General features: G+C 35.5%; 13 protein-coding genes. 9 read left to right on the top strand and 4 right to left on the bottom strand.

Annotated elements, in window-relative coordinates:
• Positions 1-56 precede the first annotated feature (56 nt).
• From BCR21_RS04460 to BCR21_RS04445, 4 genes are all read left to right on the top strand, one after another.
• Positions 57-326, top strand: coding sequence for an ACT domain-containing protein (locus BCR21_RS04460; RefSeq protein ID WP_069645289.1), 270 nt, complete (start codon positions 57-59; stop codon positions 324-326).
• A 165-nt stretch (positions 327-491) separates the two neighbouring features.
• A complete protein-coding gene (locus BCR21_RS04455; RefSeq protein ID WP_069645288.1) occupies positions 492-1,835 on the top strand; it encodes a PFL family protein in 1,344 nt (447 codons plus the stop codon).
• Positions 1,836-1,968: 133 nt separating this feature from the next.
• The gene (locus tag BCR21_RS04450; protein WP_069645287.1) at positions 1,969-2,355 is read left to right on the top strand and encodes a DUF1149 family protein; all 387 of its coding nucleotides are present in this window, start codon (positions 1,969-1,971) and stop codon (positions 2,353-2,355) included.
• Between the two features lie 226 nt (positions 2,356-2,581).
• Entirely contained in the window at positions 2,582-3,973 is a 1,392-nt protein-coding gene (locus tag BCR21_RS04445) for an L-cystine transporter (RefSeq protein ID WP_069645286.1), read from the top strand.
• A gap of 77 nt (positions 3,974-4,050) precedes the next feature.
• Here BCR21_RS04445 and BCR21_RS04440 read toward each other — a convergent pair whose 3' ends face one another.
• A complete protein-coding gene (locus BCR21_RS04440) occupies positions 4,051-4,860 on the bottom strand; it encodes an MBL fold metallo-hydrolase (protein ID WP_069645285.1) in 810 nt (269 codons plus the stop codon).
• A gap of 120 nt (positions 4,861-4,980) precedes the next feature.
• On the opposite strand from BCR21_RS04440, the gene BCR21_RS04435 reads away from it, so the two are divergent.
• Positions 4,981-5,352: a VOC family protein gene (locus BCR21_RS04435; RefSeq protein WP_069645284.1), complete on the top strand. Its 372-nt coding sequence runs from the start codon at positions 4,981-4,983 to the stop codon at positions 5,350-5,352.
• Between the two features lie 277 nt (positions 5,353-5,629).
• Entirely contained in the window at positions 5,630-6,571 is a 942-nt protein-coding gene (gene trhO, locus BCR21_RS04430; protein ID WP_069645283.1) for an oxygen-dependent tRNA uridine(34) hydroxylase TrhO, read from the top strand.
• A gap of 56 nt (positions 6,572-6,627) precedes the next feature.
• On the opposite strand, the gene BCR21_RS04425 is transcribed toward trhO, so the two are convergent.
• The 3 genes from BCR21_RS04425 to BCR21_RS04415 form a co-directional block, all read right to left on the bottom strand.
• Positions 6,628-7,731, bottom strand: a complete 1,104-nt coding sequence (locus BCR21_RS04425; protein WP_069645282.1) for an SLC13 family permease — start codon at positions 7,729-7,731, stop codon at positions 6,628-6,630.
• A gap of 135 nt (positions 7,732-7,866) precedes the next feature.
• Entirely contained in the window at positions 7,867-8,604 is a 738-nt protein-coding gene (locus BCR21_RS04420) for an amino acid ABC transporter ATP-binding protein (protein WP_069645281.1), read from the bottom strand.
• Position 8,605: 1 nt separating this feature from the next.
• Positions 8,606-10,765 carry an amino acid ABC transporter substrate-binding protein/permease gene (locus BCR21_RS04415; RefSeq protein ID WP_069645280.1) on the bottom strand — a complete coding sequence of 720 codons (2,160 nt, stop codon included), beginning with the start codon at positions 10,763-10,765 and terminating at the stop codon, positions 8,606-8,608.
• Positions 10,766-11,227: 462 nt separating this feature from the next.
• On the opposite strand from BCR21_RS04415, the gene uvrB reads away from it, so the two are divergent.
• The 3 genes from uvrB (at position 11,228) to BCR21_RS04400 (ending at position 16,969) form a co-directional block, all read left to right on the top strand.
• A complete protein-coding gene (gene uvrB / locus BCR21_RS04410; protein WP_069645279.1) occupies positions 11,228-13,222 on the top strand; it encodes an excinuclease ABC subunit UvrB in 1,995 nt (664 codons plus the stop codon).
• Between the two features lie 281 nt (positions 13,223-13,503).
• Positions 13,504-16,320, top strand: coding sequence for an excinuclease ABC subunit UvrA (uvrA, locus tag BCR21_RS04405; RefSeq protein WP_069645278.1), 2,817 nt, complete (start codon positions 13,504-13,506; stop codon positions 16,318-16,320).
• 442 nt (positions 16,321-16,762) lie between these two features.
• Positions 16,763-16,969, top strand: coding sequence for a hypothetical protein (locus BCR21_RS04400; protein ID WP_069645277.1), 207 nt, complete (start codon positions 16,763-16,765; stop codon positions 16,967-16,969).
• Positions 16,970-17,164 lie beyond the last annotated feature (195 nt).

The raw sequence follows: 17,164 nt of genomic DNA, 5'->3' as shown, positions 1-17,164 counted from the left end.
TTTTCCTGTCGAGACTGACCAAGCTCTTTCAGCTTTTAAATTTAGGAGGAAATTATATGCGCGCAGTATTAACTGTTATCGGTAAAGACAAGGTAGGAATCATTGCTGGAGTCAGTCAAAAGTTAGCTGAACTGGATATGAATATTATTGATGTTTCACAAACAATCATGGACAGTTATTTTACAATGATGATGGTATTAGAAATTTCTAAAGACAAGAACGATTTTGAAACGATTCGTTCTGAGTTGAACGCTTTAGGAGAGAAGTTAGGCGTGACAATCAGTATCCAAAATGAAGAAATTTTCAATGTTATGCATAAATTATAAGAATAGAGGCTGAAAAGTACAAGGAGAAGCAAAACAAAACGTTGTTATCATAGCTAGCTAGATGGCTACTCTCTAGGATAAAAGATGAAATCTGTTTGTGACAAAAAGCGCCACTAACGGATTCTCTTATTTTTCTACGAGCCTTAACTATTAGGAGGAAAAACTTTGGAAACAAATCAGATTCTAGAAACAATCCGGATGATTGAAGAAGAAAATTTAGATATTCGAACTATCACGATGGGGATTTCATTATTAGATTGTATTGATAGCAATAGTGATAAAGCCTGTCAAAAAATCTACGATAAAATTACTCGTTTAGCTAAAAACTTAGTTAAAGTTGGCGAAGAAATCGAATCTGAGTATGGGATTCCGATCATTAACAAGCGAATTTCTGTAACACCGATTGGAATCATTGCGGCTGCAAGTTCAGACAAAGATTATGTGAAGTATGCGAAAGCATTAGATAAAGCAGCTCAAGCTGTTGGCGTCAATTTTATTGGTGGATTCACTGCGCTAGTTGAAAAAGGCTACCAACATGGTGATGAAATCTTGATCAATTCAATCCCTCAAGCGCTAGCTGAAACAGAATTTGTCTGTTCTTCCGTAAACATCGGTTCAACCAAAGCAGGGATCAATATGGATGCAGTTCGCCACATGGGCTATGTGATCAAAGAAACGGCAGCAAAATCTGATATGGGCTGTGCCAAATTAGTGGTATTCGCGAATGCAGTGGAAGACAATCCATTTATGGCAGGGGCATTTCACGGAGTCGGGGAAGCGGATTGCGTGATCAATGTTGGGGTCAGCGGACCAGGTGTTGTTAAACGAGCATTAGAAAAAGTCAAAGGAGAGCCCTTTGATGTTGTAGCAGAAGTAGTAAAACAAACAGCGTTTAAGATAACCAGAATGGGACAATTGGTTGGAAAAATAGCATCAGAGCGTCTGGCTGTTCCTTTTGGAATCGTCGATCTATCGTTAGCGCCAACACCAGCGGTAGGGGATAGTGTTGCCTATATTTTAGAGGAAATGGGTCTAGAAAGTGTTGGGACTCATGGAACAACTGCCGCATTAGCTTTGTTGAATGATGCAGTGAAAAAAGGCGGCGTAATGGCTTGTAATCATGTTGGTGGATTATCGGGCGCATTTATTCCTGTTTCAGAAGATGCTGGAATGATTGATGCAGTTAATAATGGCGCGCTGAATTTGGAAAAATTAGAAGCGATGACGGCAATTTGTTCTGTTGGTTTAGATATGGTTGCTATACCTGGTGAAACGTCGGCAGAAACAATTGCTGCAATGATTGCAGATGAAGCGGCAATCGGCGTAATTAATCATAAAACAACGGCTGTCAGACTCATACCGGCTAAAGGAACAAAAGTTGGTGATATGGTGGAATTCGGCGGATTATTAGGTAGAGCGCCAGTCATGAAAGTGAATGACTATGCTTCGACCGACTTTATTTTACGTGGTGGCCGAATCCCTGCACCGATTCATTCATTTAAAAATTAGATTAAAATGAGTCTATGAGTATTTGTGATAAAAAGATGTGTGGTATAATAAAAATATAGATAGACTACGTTTTGGTCAGTATTAACTGGATCTCAATGATAGTTATTGAAATTAAAAAAGGAGATTTTAATTCATGGAAATAAAACGTCAGCAAGAAGTCGTAGAGGCTTTTCATTACGATATGCGTACACAAGATATGGAAGAAGTAGAAACAGATCTTCGAGTGGGATTTTCCCCAATCGAATCAACTGATGAGAACTATCCAAAAGAAAACTCAATCATCGCAGCTCGTCTAGAGTTTCGTTTAATTTTTGAGGAGTATGTGTTGTCAGGTTCAGTTAGTCAAATCAATCATATTATCAATCATAAGATTGAAACACAAGAAGATATCTCACAAGAAGAAGTGGATGAATTAGTTAGTCCGTTGTTCGATATCGTACAACGTATGGCATATGAAGTCACTGAAATTGCTTTAGACAAGCCCGGTATCCAATTAAACTTTCAATCAGCTACTGAATAAGGTGTTCAATTAAAGAGTTTGCGATAGTTTTTGACTATCACAAACTCTTTTTTCTATCATTATAGAAACAAAATAGTACCCTTTAGTCTTTTAAATCAGGTACAATGATCTTATCACTGAAAATGAATTGATTTATTTTTAGGGCGGGTCATTGAAGAATGATCCCCGGGAACCTTTACTTCCTTTGATGTACTTGTCATTTAACTTAAATTTAGGAGGGAAAAAAATGACAACACTCATCACTGTTTTAGTGGTCCTTGCTTTTCTTGCAGTGTTATACGTCTTTTATCGTATGCAGACAAAACATTACAAATTTTCAACTCGTGTTTTTGCCGCATTAGGTGTCGGTATTGTATTAGGTGGAATTATTCAATTCGCATTCGGTACACAAGACAAAGTCACAACGCAAGCAATGGAATGGATCGGTATCGTAGGTAATGGATATGTAGCATTCTTACAAATGCTCGTAATCCCCTTGGTTTTTGTTTCTATTGTAGGAGCATTTACTAAGATGAAAGAATCCAAGCAATTAGGCAAAATCAGTTTTAATGTGCTAGCAACATTATTAGGCACAACAGCTGTAGCTGCGTTGATTGGGATCGGAACAACATTGTTATTTGGACTACAAGGTGCACAATTTACACAAGGAACGGCAGAAACGGCACGAATTGCAGAACTTGCAACGAGACAGGAAACCGTTGAAAACTTATCGATTCCTCAACAAATTTTAGCCTTTATTCCTAGAAATGTCTTTGCAGACTTTGCAGGTATGCGTCCAACAAGTACGATCGGCGTCGTAATCTTTGCGGCATTTGTCGGTATTGCGTACTTAGGTGTGAAAAGAAAAGCACCGAAAGAAGCAGAATTTTTTGCAAATCTCATTGATAGTTTGTATAAAATCACGATGCGTATTGTGACTTTGGTCTTACGTTTAACACCTTATGGGGTTTTAGCGTTGATGACGAATGTTGTTGCTACAAGTGATTTTGATGCAATCCTTAACTTAGGAAAATTTGTATTAGCTTCTTATACCGCGTTGATTATTGTAATGCTGGTTCACTTATTGATTTTAGTGGCAGTTAAAGTAAACCCATTGAATTATTTGAAAAAATCATTCCCAGTATTGAGTTTTGCTTTTACTTCAAGATCAAGTGCCGGAGCATTACCTTTAAATATTGAAACACAAACAAAAGCTTTAGGTGTTGATGATGCAACAGCTAACTTTGCGGCAAGCTTTGGCTTATCAATTGGTCAAAACGGCTGTGCTGGAGTTTATCCAGCTATGTTGGCAACAATCGTTGCGCCAACAGTTGGTATCAATGTCTTCAGTTTAGAATTTATTTTAATGTTAGTTGCAATCGTAACAATCAGCTCATTTGGTGTTGCTGGTGTCGGTGGTGGCGCAACATTTGCTTCATTGATTGTTTTAGGTTCTATGAATTTACCAGTAGCGATCGTAGGATTGGTTATCTCTGTGGAACCATTGATTGACATGGCTAGAACAGCTGTGAACGTTAGTGACAGCATGGTAGCTGGTATTGTTACTAGCTCACGAATCAATGAATTAGATCGGGACGTTTTAAACGATAGCAATTTAGTTATTGAACAAAACGCATAACAAGTGATCCACTTCTCTTCCCCAAGAGAGTTAAAACATTAAAGAAGGTAAGATCTTTAATTGATCTTACCTTCTTTTTAATGCCATTCAATTTGCAATCCCACACCGACCTCTTCTATTGGAAGTTCATAATGAATCTTAGCTTTAGCTTGAAATGAAACGCAATGACAGGGATAGAGAGCGTCTATTTGATTCCTTTTGAAGTATTCAATTGTGTTGTCTAACTGTGAATCGTCTTCAAACAAATGAAAACCACCAATCACACTTTTAATTGTTTGAATACCAGTAACTTGTTTGGCATACTCGCAAATATTGCTGATACCGCTGTGAGAACAACCAGTGATGATGTAAATCCCATCTTGCCCTTCAAAGACTAATGCTGAGTCATCTAAAACATAGTCAGGTGTAAAGACTTCTGACAACTTTGTTTCGCCTACCTGTTTACGAGGCTCAAAATCTACGAGTTCGGGGATCTCTCCTAGAAATGTAATGTTTGGAGAAAGCTTAACAGGTTCTTTTGTAAGAAGTAGATCATAATCTATTTGTAGTTCTTCCTTTGTTATATTGGATCCTATGATCAATTCTCCTTCTTTTTTAGGACAGAAAGCTAAAGGGTGTGCAATAATTTGTGGTTTTTGTTTCGTGAAGATACTGGAAATTGTATTTAAGCCACCTGTATGATCATTGTGACCATGAGATAGGGCTAACTTTGTAACTTGACTCAAATCAATATTTAGTAAATCAGCATTTTTTTTAAAGACATCACTGTAACCTGTATCAAAAAGAATTTTTTCATCCCCATCCTCTATATAAAAAGATAAGGCAGGTTCTCCCAAATAGTAATGATCGATATAGACATTATTATCTACCAAAACAGTTAATTTCATTTTTTCTCCTTTTCGAAGCAAATTTATTTTCATAAATCTTACCATAAGCTATGATAGAAAGTATATAATGAAAAGGCATTTATTTTAAAAATAGAAAAACAAAGAATAGGAGCAAAAAAAATGTTTACTAACCAAATCAAAATAATGTTATATGTGACGAATGTAGAGGAATCAAGCAAGTTCTGGCAAAAAATCGGATTTGTAGAAAAAGAAAGAGACGCTGTTGACGGAACACTTGTTGTGGAAATTGCGCCAAGTGAAAGTGCAGAAACAATGATTGTTTTATACGATTTAGAATTTATCCAACAACATTCACCAGAAGTCGCTGGCAATACGCCATCATTGATGTTTTTCGCAGATGATGTGATAGAACTATATAAAAAAATGAAAGATGCTGATGTACGAGTAGGAGAGTTAGTTCAATTACCAACTGGATTAGTCTTCAACTTTGCAGATAATGATGAAAATTATTTTGCGGTATCTGGAAAATAAGAAATTAACTTATACTAACTGTCTAAGCTTTCTAAAAAGAAAAGCTTAGACAGTTTCGTTTCTAATTGGGTAATCCAACTGCAAAAAAAACAGACCGCTCAACAAATAGATAAGATGAAGCTATTGTTCATTTATTTATGTGTATTATTCCACAAGCAAATAGTTCGCTTTTCTTATTTCTTTTTTTATATACTAAATACGTATGAAGATAAAATAGGGATTGTACAGTTATTATGGAGATAGCAAAACAGTTTCTAAGAAAAAGGAGAAAGATAGAATGGATTACCGCGTATTACTTTATTATAAATACACGACGATTGAAAACCCCGAAGAATTTGCAAAGGAGCATTTAGCTTTTTGTAAATCGTTGAACTTAAAAGGAAGAATTTTAGTTGCAACAGAAGGAATCAACGGCACACTTTCAGGTACAATTGCTGATACAGATGCGTATATGGAAGCAATGCTAGCTGATGAACGGTTTAAAGATACTTATTTCAAAATTGATGAAGTACCAGAAAATGCGTTTCATAAAATGTTTGTCCGTCCTAGAAAAGAATTAGTTTCTTTAAGCTTGGAAGAAGATGTTAATCCATTAGAAATAACTGGAAAATATTTAGAACCAGCCGAGTTTAAAGAAGCGTTACTTGATGAAAACACTGTTGTAATCGATGCGAGAAATGATTATGAATTTGATTTAGGTCATTTTAGAGGCGCTATTCGTCCGGATATTCGTAACTTTAGAGAATTACCGCAATGGATCAGAGAGAATAAAGAACAATTTATGGATAAAAAAGTTGTAACTTATTGTACTGGTGGTATTCGCTGTGAGAAGTTTTCTGGCTGGTTGATGAAAGAAGGCTTTGAAGATGTTTCTCAACTTCATGGCGGTATCGCGGTTTACGGAAAAGATCCAGAGATAAGAGGCGAATTATGGGACGGTAAAATGTATGTCTTTGATGAGCGAATCAGTGTTGAAATCAATCATGTCGATAAAAAAATCATCGGAAAAGACTGGTTTGACGGAACGCCATGCGAACGTTACATTAATTGTGCCAATCCTTTCTGTAATAAACAAATTTTAGCTTCAGAAGAAAACGAAGCTAAATATCTTGGCAGCTGTTCGGATGAGTGTCGTCATCATCCTGCTAACCGCTATGTAATGAGAAATGAACTTTCAAAAGAAGATGTGAAAGCTAGACTTGAAGCGATTGCTAACTAATAAAAATCAGCGAGGTTGGATCAAAAGTGATGTTTGCTTTTGATCCAACCTCTTTTTTATAATAGAAAGCTAAAAAACAAAACAAAGCAAATCAAAAAGACCAAGTTTATAAATGTAAACTGTAAAATGAATTTTTTTGAGTGTGTAGGATAATACTCTTTATATAATTTAAATCCAATCAAATTAGCTAACGAAGCAATGATCGTACCCAAACCGCCGATATTTACTCCCCAAAAAAGTGTCTGAACTTGATCTGTGAATGGCGCAATTAGAATAGCGGCGGGCACGTTACTAATCACTTGGCTTACCAAGATACTTCCAAAAAATGTATGAGTAGTTGTAGTGAATTGTTCTTTTATAAACGTTGAAATCATTTCTACTTGAGAAAAATTCCCGACTGCGATAAAGAAAAATACAAATGTCCACAATAATTTATAATCGACTTGTCTAATCATTTCTTTGTCATAAACAATAAGGAGAACGGAAGCGATAGGAATTACAACAAAATAAGGAAATACATTAAATACACCTAAAAGAATGAAAAGGCCAATCAGACTTAAAAAAAACATTTTTTTCTTATTGATTATTGGAAGCAAATTAGTTTGTTTAGGAATCGGTCTTTTTTTAATAAATAGAAAAGAAATAAGTAAAACCAAAATCGAAAAAAGCAATAAAATTAAAGCCCATTCAAAAAAAGTTGCAGTTGAAAGAGAAAAATAAGAAAATAAAAAAAGGTTTTGCGGATTTCCAAACGGGAAAAAACTACTGCCTAAATTAGCAGCGACAATGAGTAAGACTGCACCAGCAATCTTATTTTCCATTGCTGGAAATTTTTTTATGATCGTTAAGTAAATAGGCATTAACGTCAATATTGCAACATCATTAGTTAGGATCATTGAACTAAAAAATGATAATAGAACGATATTCCTAATTAAACTACGCGATGTTGCTGAAAAATCAATCATTTTTTCAGCGAAATAGTTTAAAAGACCAAGTTTCTCAATGTTCTTTACAAAAAGCATTAAACCAAACAAACAAAAAATAACTTTAAAGTCAATTGAGTTTAATGAAAATGTGCCAAAATAGCAACTGATAATCGCAATAAGAAAAGACACGGTAAATAATAAATCTTTTGTAAAAAAAATTTTCAATCGCTTCATTGGCAATACTCCTTTTCGTTGATAGAGTAGTAGATATTCTGTTCAAATTTACTTTAAAAAGTGCAATTTATCAAGAATAAAGTAATAAGAAAATGGATCACTCTATATTTAGAGTAATCCATTTTTTGTTCTTTTTTAAATATTCAATACTTTATCCAAGAAATCTTTGGTCCGCACGTTTTGCGGATTTTCAAAAATTTGTTGAGGTGTTCCATCTTCTAAGAAATTACCACCATCGATAAACATGACACGATTTGCAACTTCTTTAGCAAATCCCATTTCATGCGTAACGATGACCATTGTCATGCCTTGTTTTGCTAATTTTTTCATAACATTCAATACATCACCAACCATCTCAGGATCAAGTGCAGAAGTTGGTTCATCGAAGAGCATGATATCTGGATTCATTGCTAAGGCACGAGCGATTGCTACGCGTTGCTTTTGTCCACCAGATAAAGATTCAGGATAACTATCTTTTTTATCAGCTAAACCAACTGTATCTAAAAGTTGAATTGCTTTTTCTTCAGCTTCTTTTTTCGAAAGACGTCCTAGATCTGTTGGTGCTAAAGTAATATTTTCCATGATCGACAGATGCGGGAATAGGTTGAAGTGTTGGAAAACCATCCCAATATGTTGACGCACTTTATTGATATTTGTGTTTTTATCCGTTAAATTTGCTCCATCAATAATAATATCGCCACTAGTTGCTTCTTCAAGTTGATTCAAACAACGAAGAAAGGTACTTTTACCAGAACCAGAAGGGCCGATAACACAAACAACATCGCCTTCTTGAATGGATACATTGATATCATTAAGAACGGTATTATCACCATATTTTTTTACTAAATGTTCTACTAGAATTTTTTCAGCCATATCATTTCACCTTCTTTTCCAAAACTTTAGCTAATTTCGTTAAGGCTGTGATCAAAATCAAATACATCATTGCAATTACGAAGTAAACCATTGTACTTTGTAAGTTTCTAGCAACAATGATTTTACCTGTTTGAAGTAACTCGATCAAGCCGATTGCAGATAGAATCGTTGTATCTTTTAAAGAAATAACAAATTGATTAACGAATGATGGAATCATGATTTTGATTGCTTGCGGTAAAATAATTTTTTGCATCGTACGGTTGTATGAAAGACCTAAACTACGTGAAGCTTCCATTTGACCAACAGGTACTGCATTGATACCACCACGTACGATTTCAGAAATATAAGCACTTGCATTCAGCGTCAATGTAATGATTCCGGCAAGGAAAACGGGAATATTGAAACCTAAAATTCCTGGCAAGCCAAAGTAGATAAAGAAGGCTAGTACCATTAAAGGAATACCACGAATGATATCAACATAAATAGTCGAAATCACACGTAATGCTTTAGTAGGAGAGGCGCTGAATAATCCGAAGATCACTCCAACGATCAAGGCTAAAATAAATGAAATCAATGTTAATTGAATGGTCATCCATAAACCGCTCAATAGACGTTTCCAGTTATTTTGGATCATACCAACGAATGTTGATTCATCTACTTTATTTTCTGTAGAACCGTCTTTCACATATTTTCCGATGATTTCATCGTACTCACCAGTCCGTTTTAATTCAGCTAACCCTTCATTGAACATTTGGATCAATTCTGGATTTTTACCTTTTTTAACCGCAAAACCGTATTTTCCGCCTTCTTCACGAGGAATCGGAGTAGATAATGGTTGTTTTTGAGCAACGCCATAACCAATCACTGGATAGTCGTCCATCATTGCATCGATCTCACCAATCTCAAGTGCACTGTATAAAGCATCTGTTGTATCTAGATATTTGATTGAAAAGCCATATTTATCTTTGTTGGCTTCAAGGAAATCAGCACTTTCAGTTCCAATTTTGGCACCAACTTTTTTATCCTTTAAATCTTCATAAGAGTGGATTTTATCATTGCCTTTTTTGACAGCGATTTGAATACCGCTGTTAAAATAAGGAGTAGAGAAGTCAAATGATTTTTCCCGTTCATCTGTAATCGTCATTCCTGCGATCATTGCATCAGCCTGACCAGATTCAACGGCTTGAACAGCAGAACTAAAGCCGATAAATTTAAATTCGATATTAAAATCTTGTAACTCAGCGATTCGTTTAACTAAATCAACATCGATTCCTTCATACTTGCCATCAGCATTTTGAAATTCAAATGGTGCAAATGTAGAGTCGCTCGCAATCACATAAGTTTCTTTTTTTGGTTGGATTTTTTTCATTTTAGCATCAGTGTCTGTTGTTGTCTCAGTTCCAGTGGAAATATATTTCCCTACGATATCGTCATATTTCCCTGAACTTTTTAATTCTTTCAAACCAGCATTGAATTTTTCAATCAATTCTTTATTTTGCCCTTTTTTTACCGCAAACCCATAAGAACTACCAGTTTCTTTTTTACCGACCAATTGAAGTTTTTGTCCATTTGTTATGGCATAGCCTAAAACAGGATAGTCATCGAAGATTGCATCAGCTTCGCTATTTTCAAGCGATTGATAAAGACCCGTTGCATCATCGAAATTTTTGATTGTATAGCCATATTTTTCTTGATTTTTTTCTAAAAAAGTTGCACTTTCGGTTCCAACTTTCGCTGCAACTGTTTTTCCTTTTAAATCTTCGTAATTTTTGATTTTATCATTGCCTTTTTTGACGGCCATCTGAAGCCCGCTGTCGAAATAAGGTTCTGAAAAGTCAAAAGATTTTTTACGCTCATCTGTAATACTCATGCCGGCAATCATACCGTCAACTTGTTTTGATTGTACAGCTTGGATCGCACTATCAAAACCAAGTGGTTTCAGAGTTACTTTAAAATCTTGATTTTCAGCAATTGCATGAAGTAAATCAACATCGATTCCAACATATTCTCCTTTAGAGTCTTGAAATTCAAAGGGTGCAAAAGTTAAATCTGTTCCTATATTATATGTTTTTTCCTCAGCCTGAGCATTCTGCCCAAGAGTAAATGTCAGTAGACTTGCCATCATGACAATGAATGAAAGTAAAAATTGTTTCCTTTTCATAAAATACCTCCTATATTTGCATATTGGATAATTATATAGTAAAAAAAGGCAAAAGCACAAGTCATTCACAATGATAAAGTTAAAAAAAACTCATTTTCTAACATCGCATGTAATGAAACGTGACATAAAGGGGTAGGAATGAAAGTTTTAAACTAGAATAAGCGATATTCAGTCAAATGATCAAATGCAAACAAAAGATTAAATAAAATGTAAATTATCAAAAATTGCGTATACGTAATTCATTCTAAAACTAGCGAAAATATGTTCGGTATGTTAAAATAATTGAAGGAGTTTCTTTTTAATTTTAAAGTTAGAAATTCTTATAAATAGAATGAATCTTCAAGTCAAAAAGTGAGCTATTGCAGAGATTAAAGCGGTATGCTTCAGATGGTTTGGTAGATATTCTTATTTATTTTTATTAAATGAAATCATCAATTAAATAAAGTAAGAGGAGGATGTTGGATGATAGAAAGAGAGACCTCCAATACATTTGACTTAGTATCAAAATACAAGCCGGATGGAGATCAGCCAGAAGCGATCAAACGATTAGTTGAAGGAATCGAAGGCGGGGAAAAAGCACAAATTTTGTTAGGTGCGACAGGAACCGGAAAAACATTTACGATGTCCAATGTAATAACAGAAGTGAACAAACCGACATTGGTGATTGCCCATAATAAGACATTAGCTGGACAGCTTTATGGAGAGTTTAAAGAATTCTTCCCTAATAACGCGGTCGAGTATTTTGTTAGTTATTATGATTATTATCAACCAGAAGCATATGTTCCTTCAAGTGATACATATATAGAAAAAGATGCCAGTATCAATGATGAAATCGATAAATTACGTCATTCAGCGACAAGTTCCTTATTAGAAAGAAACGATGTGATCGTAGTAGCTTCAGTTTCCTGTATTTTTGGTTTAGGAGATCCTAAGGAATACAGTGAACAAGTGGTTTCTATTCGTGTAGGCATGGAGCTGGATCGCAGTCAGCTGTTAACAGATCTAGTGAATATTCAATTTGAACGAAATGATATTGATTTTCAGCGTGGTCGTTTTCGTGTACGAGGTGACGTTGTGGAAATTTTCCCTGCCTCAAGAGATGATCATGCCTTAAGAGTTGAATTTTTTGGTGATGAAATTGAACGGATAAGAGAAGTGGATGCTCTTACAGGCGAAGTGATCGGCGAGACAGAGCACGTTGCGATTTTCCCTGCGACCCACTTTGTGACCAATGAAGATCATATGGAACATGCGATTTCACAAATTCAAGAAGAATTAGAGGCTCGTTTAACTGTCTTGCGTAGTGAAAATAAATTATTAGAAGCGCAGCGCTTAGAACAACGAACCAATTATGATATTGAGATGATGAGAGAAATGGGCTACACATCTGGTATTGAAAACTATTCTCGTCATATGGATGGTCGTTCAGAAGGAGAACCACCTTACACACTAATCGATTTCTTCCCAGATGATTTTCTACTTGTGATTGATGAATCCCACGTATCGATGCCTCAAATTCGAGGTATGTATAATGGGGACCGTGCTAGAAAACAAATGCTAGTAGATTACGGTTTCCGTCTGCCTAGTGCGTTGGATAATCGTCCGTTACGTTTAGAAGAATTTGAAAAACATGTTCATCAAGTCGTCTATGTTTCGGCGACTCCAGGACCTTATGAACATGAACAAACAGATACCGTGATTCCACAAATCATTCGACCAACTGGGCTGCTGGATCCGTTGATTGAAGTTCGTCCAATCATGGGACAAATTGATGATTTGGTTGGTGAGATCCATGATCGTGTAGAAAAGGATCAACGTGTATTTATAACAACTTTAACGAAGAAAATGTCTGAAGATTTAACGGATTACCTTAAAGAATTAGGGATCAAAGTTAAGTATCTTCATAGTGATATCAAAACCTTAGAACGAACGGAAATCATTCGCGATTTACGTTTGGGTGAGTTTGATGTGCTGATCGGAATCAACTTGCTCCGTGAGGGTCTGGATGTACCAGAAGTATCATTGATTGCAATTTTGGATGCCGATAAAGAAGGCTTCTTGAGAAGTGAACGATCATTGATCCAAACAATTGGACGTGCCGCTCGTAACTCAGATGGCCGTGTTATTATGTATGCGGATAAAATTACTGATTCTATGCAAAAAGCAATGGATGAAACTGCACGTCGTCGTTCGATCCAAGAAAAATACAATGAAGAACATGGCATTATACCGAAAACAATCATTAAAGAAATTCGTGAGTTGATCTCAATTTCTAAAACAAATGAAAAAGGTGAGCCATTCAAAATTGATAAGGATTATCATGAACTGACTCGTCAAGAGAAAGCTGATTTATTGATGAAATTAGAAAAAGAAATGCGAGATGCAGCGAAAGCATTAGACTTTGAAACTGCTGCAACTTTAAGAGATACGATTTTGGAATTGAAAGCAGCAGATTAAAGAATAGCTACTGAGATTCACGATACAGGAGTTCAAATATCAGTAAGGGACACTATATACTACGTTTCGATCTCAACAATATCTAAGTGCTAAAGAACTAAGAATTGACGGTCGGACCAACAAAATCAAGGATCAACGTTCCCTACGGTCACCTTGTACTGTTCAACATCAGCTCACAAGAATACTCGCTGTATTTCACAGCAAAGGAGAGCCGTTACTCTTGCGAATTTATTCGTGTAGAAGTAAGGGACATCGGACCAACAAGCAAAAGGAGAGAAGTAATGGCAAATGATAAAATCGTCATTCATGGCGCACGTGCACATAATTTGAAAAATATAGATGTTACGATTCCTCGTGACAAAATGGTTGTTGTCACTGGGTTATCTGGTTCTGGGAAAAGTTCCTTGGCCTTTGATACATTATATGCGGAAGGTCAGCGTCGTTATGTAGAAAGTCTTTCAGCCTATGCTAGACAATTCTTAGGCCAAATGGATAAACCGGATGTTGATAGTATCGATGGGCTTAGTCCAGCGATCTCAATTGATCAAAAAACAACAAGTAAAAATCCACGATCAACAGTTGGAACAGTAACAGAAATCAATGATTATTTAAGACTGCTATTCGCTCGTGTTGGGCATCCGATTTGTCCTAATGATGGGACTGAAATCAGCAGTCAATCTGTTGAACAAATGGTAGATAAAGTGTTAGAACTACCAGAAAAGACGAAGCTTCAAGTATTAGCGCCAGTAATTGTTAAGAAGAAAGGTCAACATAAAAAAATTTTTGAAATGATCCAACGTGAAGGGTATGTTCGAATGCGTGTGGACGGAGAAACGTATGATGTAACAGAAGCACCTGAACTTGAAAAAAATAAAAAACATGATATTGCGATCGTCATTGACCGAATTGTAGTAAAAGAAGGAATTCGTTCTCGTTTATTTGATTCATTTGAAGCGGCATTAAGACTTGCTGACGGCTATGCATTAGTAGATGTGATCGACGGAGAAGAAATGCTTTTCAGTGAACATTATGCTTGTCCTTACTGTGGATTTACAGTGGGCGAATTAGAGCCAAGATTATTTTCTTTCAATGCACCATTTGGAGCTTGTCCTGATTGTGATGGATTAGGAATAAAATTAGAAGTCGATCGTGATCTAGTGATTCCTGATTCAACCAAAACGTTGCGTGACGGAGCAATCGCACCGTGGAATCCAATCAGCTCACAATACTATCCGCAAATGTTGGAACAAGCGGCTGATAGTTTTAATATCGACATGGACACTCCTTTCGAAGAACTGCCTGAAGAGCATCAAGACATTATTTTAAACGGATCTAATGGTGAACCTTTCCACTTCCATTATGAAAATGATTTTGGCGGAGTCCGTGATGTAGAAGTACCGTTTGAAGGAGTTTTAACAAATATCAAACGTCGTTACCATGAAACAAATAGTGACTTTACCCGTGATCAAATGCGTTTATACATGACAGAATTAACCTGTCAGACCTGTAAAGGATATCGTTTGAATCCTCAAGCTCTATCAGTCAAAATCGATAATACCAATATTGGTCAAGTTAGTGAGCTGGCTATCAAAAATGCGGTTCAATTTTTTGAAACAGTTAAATTGTCTGAACAAGAACAAATGATTGCTAAACCAATCTTAAAAGAAGTAGAAGATCGTTTGAACTTTTTAAAAAATGTCGGACTGGATTATTTGACACTTAGCCGAGCGGCTGGAACCTTATCAGGCGGAGAAGCTCAGCGAATTCGTTTGGCAACACAGATTGGATCGAACTTATCAGGTGTATTATATATCCTAGATGAACCGTCGATTGGACTGCATCAGCGTGATAATGATCGTTTGATCGAGTCACTTAAGAAAATGCGTGACTTGGGAAATACACTTATTGTTGTTGAACATGATGAAGATACAATGCGAGCGTCTGATTATTTGATCGATGTTGGACCTGGTGCTGGACATTTAGGTGGGGAAATCGTTGCTTCAGGAACACCAGATGAAGTGGCTAAAAACCCTAATTCGTTAACTGGACAATATCTTTCTGGGAAAAAAGTGATACCTGTCCCTAAAGAACGTCGTAAAGGCAAAGGTAAAAAAATCAAAGTGACAGGTGCAACTGAAAATAACTTGAAAAATGTCACAGTTGAATTTCCACTAGGAGAGTTTGTCGCAGTGAGTGGAGTTTCTGGATCAGGAAAAAGTACCTTAGTGAATCAAATTTTGAAAAAAGCGTTGGCACAAAAAATCAACCGTAATTCAAATAAACCAGGCAAACACAAAAATATCACTGGCTATGAAAATATAGAAAAAATCATCGATATCGATCAAAGTCCAATTGGCCGTACACCGCGAAGCAATCCGGCAACATATACAAGTGTTTTTGATGATATTCGTGATTTATTTGCGAAAACCAACGAAGCAAAAGTCCGTGGCTACAAAAAAGGTCGATTTAGCTTTAATGTTAAAGGCGGTCGTTGTGAAGCGTGTCGTGGGGATGGAATCATTAAGATCGAAATGCATTTTTTACCAGATGTCTATGTTCCATGTGAAGTTTGTCATGGCAAACGCTACAATTCTGAAACACTAGAAGTTCATTATAAAGGAAAGAATATTTCTGATATCTTAGATTTAACAGTCGAAGATGCAGTTGCGTTCTTCAAACACATTCCTAAAATCCATCGTAAATTGCAAACCATTGTTGATGTGGGATTAGGTTATGTAACTTTAGGTCAACCTGCTACTACCTTATCAGGTGGGGAAGCTCAGCGGATGAAACTGGCAAGTGAACTTCATAAAAATTCAAATGGAAAAAATTTCTATATCTTAGATGAGCCGACAACTGGTTTGCATACAGATGATATTGCCCGCTTACTCGTTGTATTAGAAAGACTTGTTGAAGCTGGGAATACCGTGCTTGTTATTGAACATAATCTAGATGTAATCAAATCAGCTGACCATGTAATTGATTTAGGTCCAGAAGGTGGAGATGGCGGCGGAACGATCGTTGCAACAGGAACACCGGAAGAAATTGCGAAAGTCAAAGCAAGCTATACCGGAAAATATCTAAAACGAGTCTTATAAATTGATATAGTCCATTTTGAAAGTATTCTCATTTTTTTTTAAGAAAGTATGAAGATTGAATAAAAATTATCTATTGCTATTGATTTCTTTAAACGCTTGAAGTAAAATCACAGTCAGATAGATATATTGTTCAACCTAATTGGTATATATCTTTCCTTCTATAAATAATCCGTTCAAAAAAGAAAAGCACAGCCTTCATTGTTGAAGGGCTGTCTTTTTTTTGTTTTGAAGTCCAATTATTCCATTCAGTAAAATAAAAGAAACTATTTAATAAATTAAAATTAGAGAAAAATAATAAAACAAATAAAAACATGCGTTTTTTAATCACTTTAATTTAAAAATAGTCAAAAAAAGAAAGTATCTATACGTAAGTTGAATGATATTTTTTAAAAAAACATGATATTCTATAGTTATCAAAAGAGTATGAAAGGGTGATTTTTTCTTGGAAAAGAAAGAAATAAAGATTGGTGCACATTATGTTTGTCATGGATCGAATTTTTCTTGGTTTTTTGTAGGAGAAGCTATCTCTAAAAAAGAAGAAGATGTACAGGTCAGAGTTGTTAAATGCCACCCTACAGATCGTCCAGTGATCGGTTGTGATGATCCTATTTTGAATTTAGATTATTTTAATGTGATTGAAGATGCTTAGTTTTTAGATTTGGGTTAGTGAATAGAAGTTGAGTAACCCATAATAAATAACGATAAACATTGTCAATAAAAAAATAGATAATAATAAAAGACTAGAATAAACAATTAAAAGTTTATTCTAGTCTTTTATTTTCTGTAAACATATTTTATAGATATTAATTTAGTTTGTTTTGAAAATATTTTTTATTCTACTTCA

Source organism: Enterococcus ureasiticus (genome assembly GCF_001730285.1).
Taxonomy (GTDB): domain Bacteria; phylum Bacillota; class Bacilli; order Lactobacillales; family Enterococcaceae; genus Enterococcus_L; species Enterococcus_L ureasiticus.
The sequence above is the reverse complement of the archived record's forward strand: the minus strand, read 5'-3'. Positions and strand labels throughout refer to the sequence as shown.